Origin of the sequence: Aurantimonas aggregata, from assembly GCF_010500835.1 — a bacterium.
GTDB classification, from domain to species: domain Bacteria; phylum Pseudomonadota; class Alphaproteobacteria; order Rhizobiales; family Rhizobiaceae; genus Aurantimonas; species Aurantimonas aggregata.
The window spans coordinates 15,678-31,850 of record NZ_JAAAMJ010000008.1 but is presented as its reverse complement, the minus strand read 5'-3'; the positions used below and the strand labels follow the sequence as shown (position 1 = coordinate 31,850).

Below are 16,173 nucleotides of genomic sequence, written 5' to 3'. Positions count from 1 at the left end.
TCGGGGGGCAGGTTGACCACGCCAAACGCGAAGGGACGGGCGATCGCTCGCCCGTCCCTTTACGTTGTCCGCGTAGCTCCGCTCAGGCGTGGTAGGCGGCCTCGCCGTGATAGCTGAGGTCGAGGCCTTCGCGTTCCTGCTCCGGGGTGGGGCGCAGGCCGACGACCAGGTCGACGAGCTTGAACAGGATCGCCGAGACGATGCCGCACCACACGACGGTGACGAGCACGGCCCAGAACTGGATCGTCGTCTGGCCGAGGATCGAGAAATCCTCCGCGCCGGTGCCGCCGAGCCACGGCGCGGTGAAGATGCCCGTCCCGATCGCCCCGACGATGCCGCCGACGCCATGAATGCCGAACACGTCGAGGCTGTCGTCGTAGCCGAGCCTGTTCTTCACCACCGAGACGAAGAAGTAGCAGCAGCCGCTGGCCAGCGCGCCGAGGACGATCGCCCCGACCGGACCGATCGTGCCGCAGGCCGGCGTCACCGCGACAAGGCCGGCGACGATGCCGGAAGCGGCGCCCAGCATCGAGGCCTTGCCGCGCATCGTCGATTCGATGAGGCACCACGCGACCAGCGCGCCGGCGGTCGCGGTGAAGGTGTTCAGCATCGCCAGCACAGCACCCGACGTCGATTCGAGGTTCGAGCCGGCGTTGAAGCCGAACCAGCCGACCCAGAGGATCGAGGCGCCGACCATGGTCAGCGTCATCGAGTGCGGCGCCATGTTGTCACGGCCGAGCCCGGTGCGCTTGCCGACGAACAGGCAGCCGACCAGCGCGGCAACGCCGGCATTGATGTGGACGACGGTGCCGCCGGCGAAATCGAGCGCGCCCCAGTTGAAGATCAGGCCCGAGCCGTCCCACACCATGTGCGCGATGGGGAAGTAGACGAAGGTGACCCAGAGGATGGTGAACAGCACCACGGCCGAGAAACGGATCCGCTCCGCGAACGCCCCGACGATCAGCGCCGGGGTGATCACCGCGAAGGTCATCTGGAAGGCGATGAAGAGATATTCCGGGATGGCGACGCCGTCGCTGAAGGTCGCGGAGGTGGAATCGACCGTCACGCCGGCGAGGAACAGCTTGCCGAGCCCGCCCCAATACGGGCTGGTCCCGCCGCCGAAGGCGAAGGAATAGCCCCAGAGCACCCAGACGATCATCACCACGCCGGTGATGATCGTGCACTGCATCAGCACCGACAGCATGTTCTTGGCGCGGACCAGGCCGCCGTAGAACAGCGCCAGGCCCGGCATGGTCATGAACAGGACGAGGAGCGTCGCGGTCATCATCCAGGCGACGTCGCCCTTGTCGACGACGGGAGCGACTTCGGCGGCCGGCGCGGCAGCGGTGGCCGCGGCGTCCTGAGCGAAGGCCGGCCCGGCGGCCGAAGCCAGGGTCGCGACGGCACCGAGGCAGGCGCCGGCGGCGGCCAGCTGCCGAAACAATCGAAGTGATCCCGACATGAGCTTTGACTTTCCAACAGAGCCCGAATGGCGGGCTTGCCCGGGCGCATCCGCTGCGTCCCGTGGATCGTTAAACAAGAGCCGTGCCAGATCAATCCGGCTTCAATGCTACGACGAAAAGGCCTGCGGTAAGGGGAACTGAGCATCTTTGGCGACCGGCAGTTGCCGCTTGCGGCGGCAGCTTGCCTGTTTTCGCAGCACTCGATCACGAAACCGGGATCCTCCGGACCCACGAAAAAGGGGGCCCGTGGGCCCCCTCCTCTTCGTTTCGTCGTTCGATGGTCGCTGGCGCGTCAGCCGCGGGCGCCCGTGAACTCCGGATAGGCTTCGACGCCGATCTCTGTCCGGTCGAGGCCCAGGGCCTCTTCCTCTTCGCTCACCCTGATGCCGATCACCGCCTTGATGATCCCCCAGACGATGAGGCTCCCGAAGAAGGCGAAGACACCATAGGAAACGACGCCGATCAGCTGGGTGACGAAGCTCGCATCCGCGTTGGTCAGCGGCACCGCGAGGGTCCCCCAGATACCGGCGAAGAGATGGACCGGGATTGCCCCGACCACGTCGTCGATCTTCAGCTTGTCGAGCAGCGGCACGGCCACCACGACGATGACGCCGCCGACAGCGCCGATCAGGATCGCCGCCAGCGGCGAAGGCGCCAATGGCTCTGCGGTGATCGAGACGAGACCCGCGAGGGCGCCGTTGAGCACCATCGTGACGTCGACCCGCTTGTAGATGACCTGCAGAAGGATCATCGACGCAACCACGCCGCCTGCGGCCGCGAAGTTGGTGTTGGCGAAGATCCTCGACACGTCGGTGACGTCGGTGATCGTTCCCATGGCGAGCTGCGAGGCGCCGTTGAAGCCGAACCAGCCGAGCCAAAGGATGAACGTGCCGAGCGTGGCGAGCGGGATCGAGGATCCCGGCATCGCGATGCCGCGGCCGTCAGCCCCGAAACGACCCTTGCGTGCACCGAGAAGGATGGCACCCGCGAGTGCTGCCCAGCCGCCGACCGAGTGAACGATCGTCGAGCCCGCGAAGTCGGAGAAGCCCATTTCCGAGAGCCAGCCGGCACCCCACTGCCACGAACCGGAGATCGGGTAGATGATGCCGGTGAGGATGGCGGTGAACAGCAGGAACGGCCACAGCCGGATGCGCTCGGCGAGCGTACCGGAGACGATCGACGCGGTCGCCGCGACGAACACCATCTGGAAGAACCAGTCCGAGGCGGTCGAATAGCCTGTGGCGAGATTGTCGCCGCCGACCGGATCAAAGGCGTAGGGGCCGAAGGAACCGATGTAGCCGCCATCGACGCCCGTATACATCAGGTTGTAGCCGACAACCCAGTACATGATACCGGCGATCGCGTAGAGCGCGACATTCTTCAGGCACTGCATCGAGACGTTCTTGGAACGCACGAGGCCGGCTTCCAGCATGGCGAAGCCGGCTGCCATGAACATCACCAGGAAGCCGCCGATGAGGAACAGCAGCGTGTTGAAGATGTAGGTGACATCCGGCTGCACGGCTGGCGCGGGCGCGGCGGCTTCGGCAGCGACCACGGCGACGTCGGGCGCCGCGTCCTGGGCGAAGGCCGCGGTGGCGGCCAGGCCGACGAAGACGCCGGCAAGTGTGAGTGTTTTTCTGAAGGTCATGTGATGATGCGTCCCCGCTCTCAAAGTGCGTTCACATCGATCTCGCCGGTGCGGATGCGCACGGCGGAGTCGATGCTGAAGACAAAGATCTTGCCGTCGCCGATCTGGCCGGTCTTGGCGGCAACCTGGATCGCCTCGACGGCCCGTTCGACCATGTCGACCGGCACCGCCACCTCGATCTTCAGCTTCGGCAGGAAGCTGACGGCATATTCGGTGCCGCGGTAGATCTCGGTGTGCCCCTTCTGCCGGCCATATCCCTTTACTTCAGTCACGGTGAGGCCCTGGATGCCGACGCTCGTCAGCGCCTCGCGGACCTCGTCAAGCTTGAATGGCTTGATGATCGCCATCACAATTTTCATGTTCACCTCGCAGCTTTGACGGCCGCCGTGGCACGGCCGCCGAGTTGAGCCAACCGCCGGATGGGGCGGAGCGCCCGCACGGTGACTGACTCAAGGGTAATCAAGGCGCGTGCCAAACGGGCTGCGCGGCGAAAATGGGCGCGCCGGAAGCGAAAACATGGCCGAAACACGCCCTGCCTTTGAATGAGGCAGGGCGTCGATGCACAATAAACCGTCGGACTCGGGATTTATGCCTGCAGATTATGCAGGTTGCGTACGACGTGGTCGGATGAGCCCTTCCTGTGCCACCGAGGCGACCAGCGTGCCGTCGAGGGCAAAGAGCGAGCCACGGGTCAGTCCCCGTGCACCGGAGGAGGACGGGCTGTCCTGCGAATAGAGCAGCCATTCCGAGGCGAGCGCCGGCCGGTGGAACCACATCGCGTGGTCGAGGCTCGCCGCCTGCACCTTGTCGTTGAACACCGACAGGCCGTGCGCGAACAGCGCCGTGTCGAGCAGCGTCATGTCCGAGATATAGGCGAGCACCGCGGTGTTAAGGTCGCGGTCCGTGCCGATGTCGCCTGAGCAGCGTACCCAGACCTGCTGGAACGGCTCGAGCTTGTCGGTAGTGACATAATGGTCGAACGACACCGGCCGGAACTCGATCGGCCGCGGCCGCTGCCAGTAGCGGCGCACCGGCTCGGGCGCGTGCTTGAGGATCGTCTCGGTGATCGCCTGGCCGTGCGGCAGATCGTCCGGAAGCGGCACGTCCGGCATCGGCGCCTGATGGTCGAAGCCCGGCTCGTCCTTCTGGAAGGAGGCCGAGAGCGAGAAGATCGCGTGGCCGTGCTGGATCGCCACGACGCGGCGCGTGGTGAACGAACCGCCGTCACGGATCCGGTCGACGTCGTAGATGATCGGCGCCGCCGGGTCGCCGGGCCGCATGAAATAGGAGTGCAGCGAGTGGCAGTGGCGCTCCGCCGGTACGGTGCGCTGCGCCGCGACCAACGCCTGCGCGATCACCTGGCCGCCGAACACCCGCTGCCAGCTCTGGTCCGGACTGGTGCCGCGGAAGAGGTTTTCCTCGAGCCGTTCGAGGTCGAGCGTCGTCAGGAGCTTTTCAACGGCCGTCGTCATACTAGTCTTACTCCGCGGTTGCGGGCGCCGCCCCGCCCGCTTACCTGCGGCGTTGCACCAGGGGCGCGGGATCGTCAAGCCGTCGCACCGGGGCCGCATCGGCCCGCGAGGAGGAGAATGGCATGAGCGACACGACCGATCGACCGGCGCACGAGCGGGCCGACATCGTCATAGCAGGCGCCGGCTATGTCGGGCTGACGACGGCGGTGGCGATCGCCGACGCCGCGCCACATCTGTCGATCGTCGTCGTCGACGCCGCGCCCGACGGCGTCTGGCGCAAGGACGAGCGCGCCTCCGCCGTCGCCGCCGCGGCGATCCGCATGCTCGAGCGCCTGCAGATATGGGACACGGTGCGCGACGAAGCGCAGCCGATCACCGAGATGATCGTCACCGATTCCCGCACGTCCGACCCGGTGCGGCCGGTCTTCCTGACCTTTGGCGGCGAGGCCAAGCCCGGCGAGCCCTTCGCCCACATGCTGCCCAACGCCGACCTGAACGAGGCCCTGCGCAAGCGCGCCGATGCCCTCGGCGTGACGATCCGCCAGTCGGTCGCCGTCTCGGGCATCGAATCCGGCCTGGCCTCGATCGCCGTCCGCCTCGCCGATGGCGGCACGATCGATGCCCGTCTGCTCGTCGCCTGCGACGGCGTTCGCTCGAAGATCCGCGACATGGCCGGCATCCGGACCGTCCACTGGGACTACGGCCAGTCCGGCATCGTCGCGACGGTCAGGCACGAGCGCCCGCACGAGGGGCGCGCCGAGGAGCATTTCCTGCCCTCCGGCCCCTTCGCCATCCTGCCGCTCAAGGGCAACCGCTCGTCGCTGGTCTGGACCGAGCCGACCAGAGAGGCCGAGCGGCTCGTCGCTTCCGACGATTTGCTGTTCGAGATGGAACTCGAGCGGCGCTTCGGCCACAAGCTCGGCGCGCTGACCGTCGAAGGCGGACGCCGCGCCTTCCCGCTCGGGCTGACGCTCGCCCGCGACTTCGTCCGGCCGCGCATCGCGCTGGCCGGGGACGCGGCCCACGGCATCCACCCGATCGCCGGCCAGGGCCTCAATCTCGGATTCAAGGATGCCGCAGCCCTTGCCCAGACCGTCGTCGAGGCCGAGCGCCTGGGGCTCGATATCGGCGCGCTCGACGTGCTGGAGACCTACCAGCGCTGGCGGCGCTTCGACACCGTGCAGATGGGCATCACCACCGACATCCTGAACCGACTATTCTCCAACGACAGCCGCTTGCTGCGCGCCGCCCGCTCCTTCGGCCTGTCGCTGGTCGACCGCGCCCCGCCGCTGAAGGAATTCTTCATCGGCCAGGCCGCCGGCCTGACCAAGGGCCCCTCGCCGCGCCTGCTGCAGGGCGAGGCGATCTGAGGCGTTTTGCCAGTCGGGAACGGAATCGGTCGCCGCTTGGGCGTCCGGCAGCAAATTCTTTCCCTTGGCTGGCCCACAAGGCAATCCTCGCCGCCGCGACGAAACGACATTCGGCCTATCAAAGGGCTGGCGTCCCGCATCGCGGCGGCGCGATCGTTTTGACTGCAAGCGGGAGACGCCGATGGCCGCCGAACACCGGGCCGGATCCAAGGTCAGGGGTGACACCCTGCCAGCGATCCTGATGGCGAACCACCTTCTCGACGGCGACGTCGTGTTTCTCGCCGAATCCGGCTGGACGCTCGACCCGTCCGCCGCGCGCATCGCCTTCGACGCCGAGAGCGCCGCGACCATGGAAGCCGAGGGCAAGGCGGCCTTCGCCGCCAATCTGGTGGTCGATCCGTATCTGGTGCCCGTCGACCTGGCGAGCACCGGCCTGCCGCGCGCCCGGCACTTTCGCGACGCCATGCGGCAGAAGGGCCCGTCCATTCATCCGGACATGGGCAAGCAGGCCGAGTTCACCACGCCGGTCTGATCGACTTTCCGATCCGCCGATCGCGCGTCGCCAGAACGAATTGCGGAAGGCGGCGAAGCTTTCCCACACGAGACGACAGGAGTGCCCATGTACCGCTACGACGAATTCGACGAGCGTTTCGTGCGCGAGCGGGTCGCCGAGTTCCGCAGCCAGGTGGAACGCCGGCTCGACGGTTCGCTGTCCGACGACGAGTTCAAGCCGCTGCGGCTGAAGAACGGCCTCTATCTCCAGCTCCACGCCTACATGCTGCGCATCGCGGTGCCGTACGGCACGCTGAGCTCGCGCCAGCTGCGCCAGCTGGCGGTCATTGCCGAGACCTACGACAAGGGCTACGGCCACTTCACGACGCGCCAGAACCTGCAGTTCAACTGGCCGAAGCTGCGCGACGTGCCGGCAATCCTTGATCTCCTCGCCGATGTCGAGATGCACTGCATCCAGACCTCCGGCAACTGCATCCGCAACGTCACCGCCGACCAGTTCGCCGGCGTCGCGGCCGACGAGGTCGAGGATCCGCGCCCCACGGCCGAGCTGATCCGCCAGTGGTCGAGCCTGCATCCGGAATTCGTCTGGCTGCCGCGCAAGTTCAAGATCGCCGTCACCGGCGCCGAGCACGACCGCGCGGCGATCATGGTCCACGACATCGGCCTGAAGGTGAAGCGCCATCCGGAGACCGGCGAGACCGGCTACGAGATCGTCGTCGGCGGCGGGCTCGGGCGCACGCCGATGATCGGCAAGATCGTCCGCGACTTCCTGCCCAAGCACGAGCTGCTCGCCTATCTCGAGGCGGTGATGCGCGTCTACAATTCGGAAGGACGGCGCGACAACAAGTACAAGGCGCGGGTGAAGATCCTCGTCCACGAGACCGGCGAGGACGAGTTCCGCCGCCGCGTCGAGGAGGAATACGCCAGGCTCGACGGCCCGACGATCAACGCGCCGCAGGAAGAGCTGGAGCGGATCGCCGCCTATTTCGCCCCGCCCGCCTATGACGAACTGCCCGAGACCTCGCCGGTTCTCGACGCCGCGCGACGCACCGATCCCGCCCTCGACCGTTTCGTCGAGCAGAACGGCTTTGCCCACAAGCAGCCGGGCTACATCGCGCTGACCGTCTCGCTGAAGGCCGTCGGCGAGGTGCCCGGCGACATGAGCGCCGAGCAGATGAGTATCTTCGCCGATATCGCCGAGCACTGGTCGTTCGGCGAGCTGCGGGTGACGCACGCCCAGAATCTCGTCCTGCCGCATGTCCGCAAGGACGATGTCCGGGAAGTCTTCGCGGCGCTGCAGGCTGCAGGCCTCGCCACCGCCAATGCCGGTCTCGTCACCGACATCATCGCCTGCCCGGGGCTCGACTACTGCGCGCTGGCCACCGCCAAGTCGATCCCGATCGCCCAGGCGATCGCCACGACCTTTGCCGACGAGGCACGCCAGAAGGACATCGGCCCGCTGCCGATCAAGATTTCCGGCTGCATCAATGCCTGCGGCCATCACCATGTCGGCGCCATCGGCATTCTCGGGCTCGAGAAGGCCGGCAAGGAGAACTACCAGATCACCGTCGGCGGCGACGCCACCGAGCGCGCGGCCCTCGGCGAGCGGCTCGGACCCGGCATCGACGCCGAGGACGTGCCCGGCGCGATCGAGACCATCGTCGACATCTATCTCGGTGAGCGCCAGGCCGGCGAGGCATTCAACGACACCGTCCGCCGCGCCGGGATCGAACCCTTCAAGGCCGGCTTCGCGGACTACATCGCCGCGCGGCAGGCAGTCCGGGAGCCCGCCGAATGACCCTGATCACCGCATCCGGCGAAAAGTCCGACGATTATGTGCGGATCGATTCCGCCGAGGCGGCCGCTGCCGTGGAGTCGCCCGCCCTCGTGCCGCTGGCGCTCGCCGGCGCCGTCCTTGCCGCGAGCACCAATCGCCGCTTCGGCCTGTCGGTGCCCAACAGCACACCGGTCGAAGACATCGTGCCGTATTTCGCAAGCGCCGACCTCATCGCCGTCGAGTTCCCGTCCTTCTCCGACGGGCGCGGCCTGTCGCTGGCCAAGCGGCTGCGGCGGGAAGGCTTTGCCGGAACCCTGCGTGCTTCCGGCCCGCTGATCGCCGACCAGTTCGCCGATGCGCTGGCCTGCGGCTTCGACGAGGTCGAGCTGCCGCAGACCATGGCCAACCGCCAGCCGGTGCAGCAGTGGATGGCGGCCAAGGACGTGATCAGCGCCCGCTACCAGAGCGGTTACGAAACCCGGGAGGCCAGCATCCTCCAGCAACGCCTCGCGGCCCGGAAAGGCTGACGCGATGTCCGAGCGATTGAGGGAACTCGCCGCCGCATTCAACGGCAGCTTCGCTGCCATGACGCCGCTCGAGCGCCTCGCGGCGATGGCCGAGCACGTGCCCGGCCCCGTCGTGTTCACGACCAGCCTCGGCATCGAGGACCAGATGATCACCCATCTGATCTTCTCCAACGATCTGCCGATCACGGTGAAGACGCTCGATACCGGCCGGCTGTTTCCCGAGACCTACGCGCTCTGGCGCGAGACCGAGGAGAAATACGGCCGTCGCATCCGCGCCATGTATCCGCGCGGCGAGGCGCTGGAGGAACTGGTCAACGACCAGGGCATCGACGGCTTCTATTACGCGCCGGAGTTCCGCAAGAATTGCTGCGGCGTCCGCAAGGTCGAGCCGCTCGGCCGGGCGCTGGCCGGGGCTGCAGGCTGGATAACCGGGCTGCGCCGCGACCAGTCGGCCAACCGCGCCGACATGGACTTCGTCGGCTTCGACGGCGCTCGCGGCCTCGTCAAGGCCAACCCGATCTTCGACTGGTCGCGCGACGCGATCGCCCACTTCACGAAGGCCAACGGCGTTCCGGTCAACGCGCTGCACGCGAAGAATTTCCTGTCGATCGGCTGCGCGCCCTGCACGCGGGCCCTGCGGCCCGGCGAGCCGGAGCGGGCCGGCCGCTGGTGGTGGGAAGAAGAAACCAAGCGCGAATGCGGCCTGCACGTCGACGATGCCGGCCGGCCGGTGCGCGCCGACAACCATCGCCCCGCCGAGGGCGATGCCGCTTTTGAAAGACTGCCGCAATGAAGCCCATGACCCATCTGCAGCGGCTCGAGGCCGAATCGATCTTCATCCTGCGCGAGGTGGCGGCGACCGCCGACAATCCGGTGATGCTCTATTCGATCGGCAAGGACTCCGCCGTGATGTTGCATCTGGCGATGAAGGCCTTTGCCCCCGGCAAGCCGCCCTTCCCGCTGCTGCATGTCGACACGACGTGGAAGTTCCGCGAGATGATCGCCTTTCGCGACCAGCACGTGAAGGATCTGGGCGTCGAGCTCATCGTCCACACCAACGAGGAGGGCGTGCGCGCCGGCATCAATCCGTTCGATTCCGGCAGCCGCGTCCATACCGACGTGATGAAGACCGAGGCGCTGAAGCAGGCGCTCGACAAGTACCGGTTCGACGCCGCCTTCGGCGGCGCGCGGCGCGACGAGGAAAAGAGCCGCGCCAAGGAGCGGATCTTCTCGCTGCGCACGCCCGAGCATCGCTGGGACGCCAAGAACCAGCGGCCCGAGCCCTGGCGCCTGTTCAACACCCGCAAGAAGAAGGGCGAGAGCTTCCGCGTCTTCCCGCTGTCCAACTGGACCGAGCAGGACGTGTGGGACTACATCGCTATCGAGAACATCCCCGTCGTGCCGCTGTATTTCGCCGCGCCGCGCCCGATCGTGCGGCGGGACGGCGCACTGATCATGCGCGACGACGAGCGCATGGCCCTCAAGCCCGGCGAGAGCATCGAGACCATGATGGTGCGGTTCCGTACGCTCGGCTGCTACCCGCTGACCGGCGCCGTGCCGTCGCAGGCGGCGTCGCTGCCCGAGGTCATTGCCGAAATGCGCGGCTCGCGCACCTCCGAGCGCCAGGGACGGGTCATCGACCAGGATTCCGGCGCCTCGATGGAAGAGAAGAAGCAGGAAGGCTATTTCTGATGACAGGCGCCCTGCCCAGGAAGCGCGACCTCCAGAAGCTGGAGACGGTCGACGCCTCGCTTGCCCCGGTGGCCAACCCGGCCATCATTGCCGAGGACGAGCGCTTCGCCGGTCCCGCACCGGACGAGGATCTTTCGGACGATCCCCTTGCGGGGCCGCTCGCCCCCGCGGCGTCGCTGCTGCGCTTCATCACCTGCGGCTCGGTGGACGACGGCAAGTCGACGCTGATCGGCCGCCTGCTCTACGAGACCAACGCCGTCTTCGACGACCAGCTGGAGACCCTGAAGCGCGATTCGAAGAAGTTCGGTACCACCGGCACCGACCTCGATTTCGCCTTGCTGGTCGACGGCCTGTCGGCCGAGCGCGAGCAGGGCATCACGATCGACGTCGCCTATCGCTATTTCTCGACCGGAAACCGCGCCTTCATCATCGCCGACACGCCGGGCCACGAGCAGTACACCCGCAACATGGCGACCGGCGCGAGCCAGGCCGAACTGGCGGTGATCCTCGTCGACGCGCGCAAGGGCATCCTGCCGCAGACCCGGCGGCACTCCTTCATCACCTCGCTGGTGGGCATCAAGAGCGTCGTCGTCGCGATCAACAAGATGGACCTCGTCGACTTCTCCGAAGATCGCTTCGAGGCGATCAAGCGCGACTACGAAGAGATCCTGCCCTCCTTCGGCTTCACCGATATCGCCTTCATCCCGGTCTCGGCGAAGAACGGCGACAACATCGCGGTGCCCTCGCCGAACATGACCTGGTACCGGGGGCGGACGCTGCTCGCGCATCTCGAAACCGTCGAGCCGCCGACCTTCGCGCCATCCGACGCGGCGTTCCGTTTGCCGGTGCAGTGGGTCAACCGGCCGCATCTCGACTTCCGCGGCTTTGCCGGCACGATCGTCGGCGGCGAGGTCAAGCCCGGCGACGCGGTGATGGTCATGCCGGGCGGGCGGGAAAGCCGGGTCAAGGAAATCCACGGGCCGGACGGCGTCGTCGAGACGGCCGGGACCGGCGAGGCGGTGACGCTGACGCTGGCCGACGAGGTCGACGTCTCGCGCGGCGACGTCATCGTGTCGGCCGCCGACACGGTCGCCGTCGCGCAAAAGCTGCAGGCCGAGATTCTGTGGATGGCGGAACGGCCGCTGATCGCCGGTGGGCGCTTCGTCGCCAGGCTCGGCGCGGCGACGACGCCGGCCATCGTGCGCGGCCTCGATGCGGCGATCGACATCCACTCCTTCGAGGCGCGGCCAGCCAGCGCGCTGATCATGAACGAGATCGGCCGGGTCACCATCGCCTTCGACCGGCCGCCGGTGGCGACCACCTACGAGGCGAACCGAGAGCTCGGCTCCTTCATCCTCATCGACCAGCTGACCAACGAGACGGTGGCGCTCGGCGTCGTCACCGCGATCGAGACCAGTGAAACCCGTCCGGCCGCGACCGCGGCGCCGCAAGGTGCGCTGGCAAGGCTGCAGGCCCTGTGGCTCGGGCAGGCCGCCACGGCCGGCCCGGCACACCGGCGGCGCGTCCTTCGCTACCGGGTCGCGGCGTCGCTGCTGGTCGGCTTCCTCGCCTTCCTGTTCGGCATCGGCCTCTTGCCGGCAATTGGCCTGGCGGCGCTCGACCTCGCGCTCCGGCCGTTCGTGGCCGCCGCCTTCGGCGCCGACCGGATTCCCGCGGAAGGCGCGCGCGCCGATCCGAGCACGGTCGGGGATGGTGCCGGCATTTGACCGGCAGACTGTCGGGTGACGCGGACGTCGGCGCACCGAGGGCCCAACTGCGCCACCGGCGCGGGGCGCGAGTCCGGCTTTCGGTCGCAGAGGGCCTGCTTTTGACCGCCTCGCTGGGCGCCTGCCTGGCGCTCACCGCCGGGTTGCTGGGCTAGGACGCGCGCCGACCGCCTCCGTCCGAAAAGCGCAAAATGTGGCACGGGGACGCGGCCGGTCCCCCGGCCTGCAGCAATATTGCCGCGGAATGAGCAAGACCCGACCCCATTCGGGCCGTGATGCCGGGCGAGCCTCGTACCATTCGCACGGTCGCCGGTCGGCGGCCATAGAATGCCATTCGGAGACTGAACCATGAAGATCCCACTTTTCGCCGCCGGGCTGCTGGCCCTGGGCACCGTCGCCGCAGCGGCGCAGAGCGCACCGCCCGAGATGGGGGCCCCGCAGCCGACGCCGACCTGCGCCGAGGCGCTGCCGCAGATCCAGTCGCTGATCGACCAGGCCAGCCAGGCCGGTCTCGACACCAGCGGCGCCGCCGCCCATGTCGCGGAGGCCGAGACGGCGCGCGGCGCCGATGACGAGAATGGCTGCATCCGCAGCCTCGTCCTTGCCCAGAACGACGTGCTGGAAAAGGCCCAGGCCGCGGCCCCCGCGGCCGGGGAGGCCCCCGCCGCCCCGCCGTCAGCACAGTAAGCCCGGCATCGACGCAAGATAAAAAGGCCGGGCAAGCGCGTCCGGCCTTTCATCATGAACGAGCGGCCTGACGGTCAGGCTCAGCCGAGTTCGCGGGCCTCGGAGACCAGCATGATCGGGATGCCGTGGCGGATCGGAAAAGCCAGCTTGGCGGCCCGCGAGACGAGTTCGTTGGCCTCGCGATCATAGACTAGCGGCGTCTTGGTCAGGGGACAGACCAGAAGCTCCAGGAGCTTCGGGTCGGGCCGCAGCAGCGTCTCGGGACGGTCCGGGGTCGTCGCTTCGTTCATGGACGGCTCCTGCTCGCTCACTGCAACGTATGCGACGTGCCGTCGCCCTCCTCGCCGTCGCGCGCCAGCGAGATCTCGGTGATGGCGATCAGCGTGTCGGCGCGGGTCTTCAGGTCAGGCGCCTCGAGCAGCGCCTGCTTTTCCGCCGCGCCATACGGCGACATCATGCACAGCGCATTGACCAGCGTCTCGTTGGAGGCGCGGGTGACGCTCTCCCAGTCGGCTTCCAGCTGGTTGGCGTCGAGATACTGCCGGAACGCCTTGAGCAGCGCGTCGCGATTGACCTCCTCTGCACCCTCGCCAAGGTTGAGGTCGCCGACGAAGGCGGCAATCCGGCACATCCGGTAGGGTGTGCGCGATGCCAGCTCCTCGACCACCCGGAAGCGCGCGATGCCATGCAAATTGACGATGCAGCGTCCGTCGCCGGTCTCGCTGAGCGAGGTGATACGGCCGAGACAGCCGACCTGGCAGAGCGCCGGCTCGCCGTCTTCGCGCTTGGCACCGTCGAGGCTGGGCTGGATCATCGCGATGATCCGCCGCCCGGCCATGGCGTCGTCAAGCATCTGCAGATAGCGCGGCTCGAAGATGTTCAGCGGCAGTTGCCCGCCGGGCAGCAGCAGTGCGCCCCCGAGCGGGAAGACCGGCACCACGTTGGGCAGGTCTGATTCGTCGGTGTAATTGTAATTGCCGGCCTGGACCAAAGGCGTTCTCCGTTACCGATCCGGCATGTGGAGCCTTGGCGGGCGATCTCAAGGGGATGCGGCGACAGGGCGCTGCCTCGCCGCCCGCAAGGGAAGCGACGAGGCAGCGGATCGCTCAGGCGAAGAGCAGCGTCGACAGCTTGCGGCGGGCTTCCTTGGTGGCAGTATCCGCCGGACCCCACGCCTCGAAGAACTCCAGCAGCTTGCGCCGCGCGCCGTCGTCCATGAACGTCCGGTCGCGGCGGATGATCTCGAGAAGGTGACCGGCGGCGGTCTGCCGGTCGCCCTGTGCCTGGGCGATCAGTGCGAGGTCGAAGCGCGCCTGGTGGTCGTCGGCATCGCCTTCGATACGCGCCTGAAGCTGCACCGGGTCGCCGAGCTCGGCGATCTCCTCGGCAAGCTTCAGCTTGGTGCGCACGGCCGCCAGCGCCACGTCGTCGGGCGCATCGGCCGGCACCTGGTCGACGATCGCCCGCGCTTGGGCGTGCTCGCCCATGGCAAGGTAGCATTCCGCCAGGCCAGCCGTCGCGCCGACATGGCCCGGCTCGTGCTGCAGGATCACCGCGAAGAGCTGCGCGGCGTTCGCCGCATCGCCGGCCGCCAGGAGTTCGTTCGCCTGGGCCAGGGCGTCCGCCAGCGGATCGCCGCCGGTGCCCTTGGTCAGGCGGTCGATGAACGCCGTCACCTCGCTCTCCGGCAAAGCGCCCATGAAGCCGTCCACCGGCTGGCCGTCGACGAACGCGAACACCGCCGGGATCGACTGGACGCCGAGCTGGCCGGCAATCGCCGGGTGCTCGTCGATGTTCATCTTGACCAGCTTGACCCGGCCGCCGGCCGCCTGGACGGCCCGCTCGAGGATCGGCGTCAGCTGCTTGCAGGGGCCGCACCAGGGCGCCCAGAAATCCACCAGCACCGGCTGGTTGCGTGATTCCTGGACGACGTCGGCGGCAAATTTCGCCGTGGTCGTGTCCTTGACCAGATCGCCCACAGGCGCACCGGCCGGCGCGGTGCCCGGCGCCGCGCCGAAGCCTTGCAGGCCGGCGGAGGGCGCTGTCGAAGCCGGCGCGGCCGGCCGGCTGGTCTGGGCGCCGTAGCCGCCGCCGAAGGAATTGCCGTAGGGATTGTCGCTCATTCTCGCCGTTCCTCGCCGTCATCGACCCCGCCGTCCAGCCCGATGATGAGCGGCTCGTGCGCGGTGGCCCGGAAAAACGCCATCAGGTCGCTGGTGGCAATGGTTGTCGTCGCCGCGTTGGTCAGCGGATGGCAGTTCACCATATCGTGCAGGAGCAGGCCTTCATCAAGCACGAGCTGCACCCGGCCCTCGCTGTCGTTGACGACGCCGAAGGCCGTCACCGAGCCCGGCGTCACGCCCAGCAGGGCCTGCATCTCGCTCGCCCCGGCAAAGGACAGGCGCCCGCTGGCGCCGATTCGCCGGTGCAGGGATTTCAGGTCCACCGCCCGATCCTCCTCCGCCACCACCAGGAACAGCCGGCCCTTCTTGTCCTTCAGGAACAGGTTCTTGGTATGCCCGCCGGGGATCGTCCCGCGCAGGCTCCGGCTTTCCTCGACGGTGAACAGCGGCGGATGCGCGGTCGTCCGGCTGGCGATGCCGAGACCCTCGAGAAAGGCGATCATCTGTTCCGGCGTCTCGACCATGGCCTCGCTCGCTTCGGGCGCGTTGGCCATGCCTCTAGCGAAACATGCCGCCGATGCGAAGGGGGCATCTGCTGCCGCCCGACTCTGCGGGGATGGCGCCGTCGCCTCGGTGATGCGCAGCCTCGACGCGAACCATTGCGCCGCCGCGGCATTCTTCTTGGCGCCATCCGGCCCACGAAAGCCGCCTTGCGCGCCGACCCTTCGCCGGGACCGGAGGCGATCCGACCGACCGTGTCATTTCGCTGTTGCAATCACCCCGGCTTTCGGCCATACACCGCCCGTCGCAGCGCCTCGGTGCTGCGCGGAGCGGGCGGGCGTAGCTCAGGGGTAGAGCACAACCTTGCCAAGGTTGGGGTCGAGGGTTCGAATCCCTTCGCCCGCTCCAAATTTCCTTATGAAAATCAAACACTTCAAACTAGCCTTTAGGGGCCGTTTTTGCTTACAGAGCTACTCGCCAGCAGCGATGTAACCTCCTTGTAAGCGTCTGAGGGAGGGCCGCGGGAGACCGTAGCGTGCTTGCGACAAGGTGTGCGGGGCTTATCGACAGGGTATGGCAACGCTATAGCGTATGCGTCCGAAATCGCCAGTCGCCTTCCAAAACGAGATGCGGTGACAGTGGTGGACATACGACGCGTCCAAATCCAGTTCCG

16 protein-coding genes and 1 tRNA gene are annotated in these 16,173 nt (G+C 67.6%); 9 read left to right on the top strand and 8 right to left on the bottom strand.

The annotated features are described in order from the left end of the window. Positions 1–82 precede the first annotated feature (82 nt). The 4 genes from GTW51_RS12050 to tesB form a co-directional block, all read right to left on the bottom strand. Positions 83–1,462, bottom strand: coding sequence for an ammonium transporter (locus GTW51_RS12050; protein WP_163044181.1), 1,380 nt, complete (start codon positions 1,460–1,462; stop codon positions 83–85). Between the two features lie 293 nt (positions 1,463–1,755). Then, a complete protein-coding gene (locus tag GTW51_RS12045; RefSeq protein WP_163044180.1) occupies positions 1,756–3,111 on the bottom strand; it encodes an ammonium transporter in 1,356 nt (451 codons plus the stop codon). 20 nt (positions 3,112–3,131) lie between these two features. Then, positions 3,132–3,470: a P-II family nitrogen regulator gene (locus GTW51_RS12040; protein WP_163044179.1), complete on the bottom strand. Its 339-nt coding sequence runs from the start codon at positions 3,468–3,470 to the stop codon at positions 3,132–3,134. A gap of 240 nt (positions 3,471–3,710) precedes the next feature. Next, positions 3,711–4,583, bottom strand: a complete 873-nt coding sequence (gene tesB / locus GTW51_RS12035) for an acyl-CoA thioesterase II (RefSeq protein ID WP_163044178.1) — start codon at positions 4,581–4,583, stop codon at positions 3,711–3,713. Between the two features lie 122 nt (positions 4,584–4,705). On the opposite strand from tesB, the gene GTW51_RS12030 reads away from it, so the two are divergent. The 8 genes from GTW51_RS12030 (at position 4,706) to GTW51_RS11995 (ending at position 12,876) form a co-directional block, all read left to right on the top strand. Continuing rightward, on the top strand, positions 4,706–5,953 hold the full coding sequence (locus GTW51_RS12030; RefSeq protein WP_163044177.1) for a ubiquinone biosynthesis hydroxylase: 1,248 nt from the start codon (positions 4,706–4,708) through the stop codon (positions 5,951–5,953). Positions 5,954–6,134: 181 nt separating this feature from the next. After that, the gene (locus GTW51_RS12025; RefSeq protein ID WP_163044176.1) at positions 6,135–6,485 is read left to right on the top strand and encodes a DUF2849 domain-containing protein; all 351 of its coding nucleotides are present in this window, start codon (positions 6,135–6,137) and stop codon (positions 6,483–6,485) included. 87 nt (positions 6,486–6,572) lie between these two features. Continuing rightward, positions 6,573–8,264: a nitrite/sulfite reductase gene (locus GTW51_RS12020; RefSeq protein WP_163044175.1), complete on the top strand. Its 1,692-nt coding sequence runs from the start codon at positions 6,573–6,575 to the stop codon at positions 8,262–8,264. Beyond that, positions 8,261–8,770 (top strand): DUF934 domain-containing protein, encoded by a 510-nt coding sequence (locus GTW51_RS12015; protein WP_163044174.1) that lies wholly within the window; start codon positions 8,261–8,263, stop codon positions 8,768–8,770. Before GTW51_RS12020 ends, GTW51_RS12015 begins: the two co-directional genes overlap by 4 nt. 4 nt (positions 8,771–8,774) lie before the next feature. Then, positions 8,775–9,563: a phosphoadenylyl-sulfate reductase gene (locus tag GTW51_RS12010; RefSeq protein ID WP_163044173.1), complete on the top strand. Its 789-nt coding sequence runs from the start codon at positions 8,775–8,777 to the stop codon at positions 9,561–9,563. Then, positions 9,560–10,462: a sulfate adenylyltransferase subunit CysD gene (cysD, locus tag GTW51_RS12005; RefSeq protein ID WP_163044172.1), complete on the top strand. Its 903-nt coding sequence runs from the start codon at positions 9,560–9,562 to the stop codon at positions 10,460–10,462. The genes GTW51_RS12010 and cysD overlap by 4 nt, the downstream gene beginning before the upstream one ends. Further along, positions 10,462–12,189 (top strand): sulfate adenylyltransferase subunit CysN, encoded by a 1,728-nt coding sequence (gene cysN, locus GTW51_RS12000; protein ID WP_163044171.1) that lies wholly within the window; start codon positions 10,462–10,464, stop codon positions 12,187–12,189. Before cysD ends, cysN begins: the two co-directional genes overlap by 1 nt. 348 nt (positions 12,190–12,537) lie before the next feature. After that, complete coding sequence (locus GTW51_RS11995) at positions 12,538–12,876, top strand: hypothetical protein (protein WP_163044170.1); 339 nt, start codon at positions 12,538–12,540, stop codon at positions 12,874–12,876. 80 nt (positions 12,877–12,956) lie between these two features. On the opposite strand, the gene GTW51_RS11990 is transcribed toward GTW51_RS11995, so the two are convergent. The 4 genes from GTW51_RS11990 to GTW51_RS11975 form a co-directional block, all read right to left on the bottom strand. Then, complete coding sequence (locus tag GTW51_RS11990) at positions 12,957–13,166, bottom strand: Trm112 family protein (RefSeq protein WP_163044169.1); 210 nt, start codon at positions 13,164–13,166, stop codon at positions 12,957–12,959. A gap of 17 nt (positions 13,167–13,183) precedes the next feature. Beyond that, entirely contained in the window at positions 13,184–13,867 is a 684-nt protein-coding gene (locus GTW51_RS11985; protein ID WP_163044168.1) for an LON peptidase substrate-binding domain-containing protein, read from the bottom strand. Between the two features lie 115 nt (positions 13,868–13,982). Continuing rightward, the gene (trxA, locus tag GTW51_RS11980) at positions 13,983–14,999 is read right to left on the bottom strand and encodes a thioredoxin (protein WP_163044167.1); all 1,017 of its coding nucleotides are present in this window, start codon (positions 14,997–14,999) and stop codon (positions 13,983–13,985) included. Continuing rightward, positions 14,996–15,553: a prolyl-tRNA synthetase associated domain-containing protein gene (locus GTW51_RS11975; RefSeq protein WP_425483248.1), complete on the bottom strand. Its 558-nt coding sequence runs from the start codon at positions 15,551–15,553 to the stop codon at positions 14,996–14,998. The genes trxA and GTW51_RS11975 overlap by 4 nt, the downstream gene beginning before the upstream one ends. A 280-nt stretch (positions 15,554–15,833) precedes the next feature. Here GTW51_RS11975 and GTW51_RS11970 point away from each other — a divergent pair. Continuing rightward, a tRNA-Gly gene (locus tag GTW51_RS11970) sits at positions 15,834–15,908 on the top strand. The last annotated feature ends 265 nt before the right edge of the window (positions 15,909–16,173 follow it).

What these genes read in the sequence shown, in the direction of transcription:
- GTW51_RS12050 (WP_163044181.1), bottom strand. Translation starts at nt 1,462, where the DNA reads ATGTCGGGATCACTTCGATTGTTTCGGCAGCTGGCCGCCGCCGGCGCC.
- GTW51_RS12040 (WP_163044179.1), bottom strand. Translation starts at nt 3,470, where the DNA reads ATGAAAATTGTGATGGCGATCATCAAGCCATTCAAGCTTGACGAGGTC.
- GTW51_RS12025 (WP_163044176.1), top strand. Translation starts at nt 6,135, where the DNA reads ATGGCCGCCGAACACCGGGCCGGATCCAAGGTCAGGGGTGACACCCTG.
- trxA (WP_163044167.1), bottom strand. Translation starts at nt 14,999, where the DNA reads ATGAGCGACAATCCCTACGGCAATTCCTTCGGCGGCGGCTACGGCGCC.
- GTW51_RS12030 (WP_163044177.1), top strand. Translation starts at nt 4,706, where the DNA reads ATGAGCGACACGACCGATCGACCGGCGCACGAGCGGGCCGACATCGTC.
- GTW51_RS11995 (WP_163044170.1), top strand. Translation starts at nt 12,538, where the DNA reads ATGAAGATCCCACTTTTCGCCGCCGGGCTGCTGGCCCTGGGCACCGTC.
- cysD (WP_163044172.1), top strand. Translation starts at nt 9,560, where the DNA reads ATGAAGCCCATGACCCATCTGCAGCGGCTCGAGGCCGAATCGATCTTC.
- GTW51_RS12020 (WP_163044175.1), top strand. Translation starts at nt 6,573, where the DNA reads ATGTACCGCTACGACGAATTCGACGAGCGTTTCGTGCGCGAGCGGGTC.
- GTW51_RS12010 (WP_163044173.1), top strand. Translation starts at nt 8,775, where the DNA reads ATGTCCGAGCGATTGAGGGAACTCGCCGCCGCATTCAACGGCAGCTTC.
- tesB (WP_163044178.1), bottom strand. Translation starts at nt 4,583, where the DNA reads ATGACGACGGCCGTTGAAAAGCTCCTGACGACGCTCGACCTCGAACGG.
- GTW51_RS11990 (WP_163044169.1), bottom strand. Translation starts at nt 13,166, where the DNA reads ATGAACGAAGCGACGACCCCGGACCGTCCCGAGACGCTGCTGCGGCCC.
- cysN (WP_163044171.1), top strand. Translation starts at nt 10,462, where the DNA reads ATGACAGGCGCCCTGCCCAGGAAGCGCGACCTCCAGAAGCTGGAGACG.
- GTW51_RS12015 (WP_163044174.1), top strand. Translation starts at nt 8,261, where the DNA reads ATGACCCTGATCACCGCATCCGGCGAAAAGTCCGACGATTATGTGCGG.
- GTW51_RS12045 (WP_163044180.1), bottom strand. Translation starts at nt 3,111, where the DNA reads ATGACCTTCAGAAAAACACTCACACTTGCCGGCGTCTTCGTCGGCCTG.
- GTW51_RS11975 (WP_425483248.1), bottom strand. Translation starts at nt 15,553, where the DNA reads ATGGCCAACGCGCCCGAAGCGAGCGAGGCCATGGTCGAGACGCCGGAA.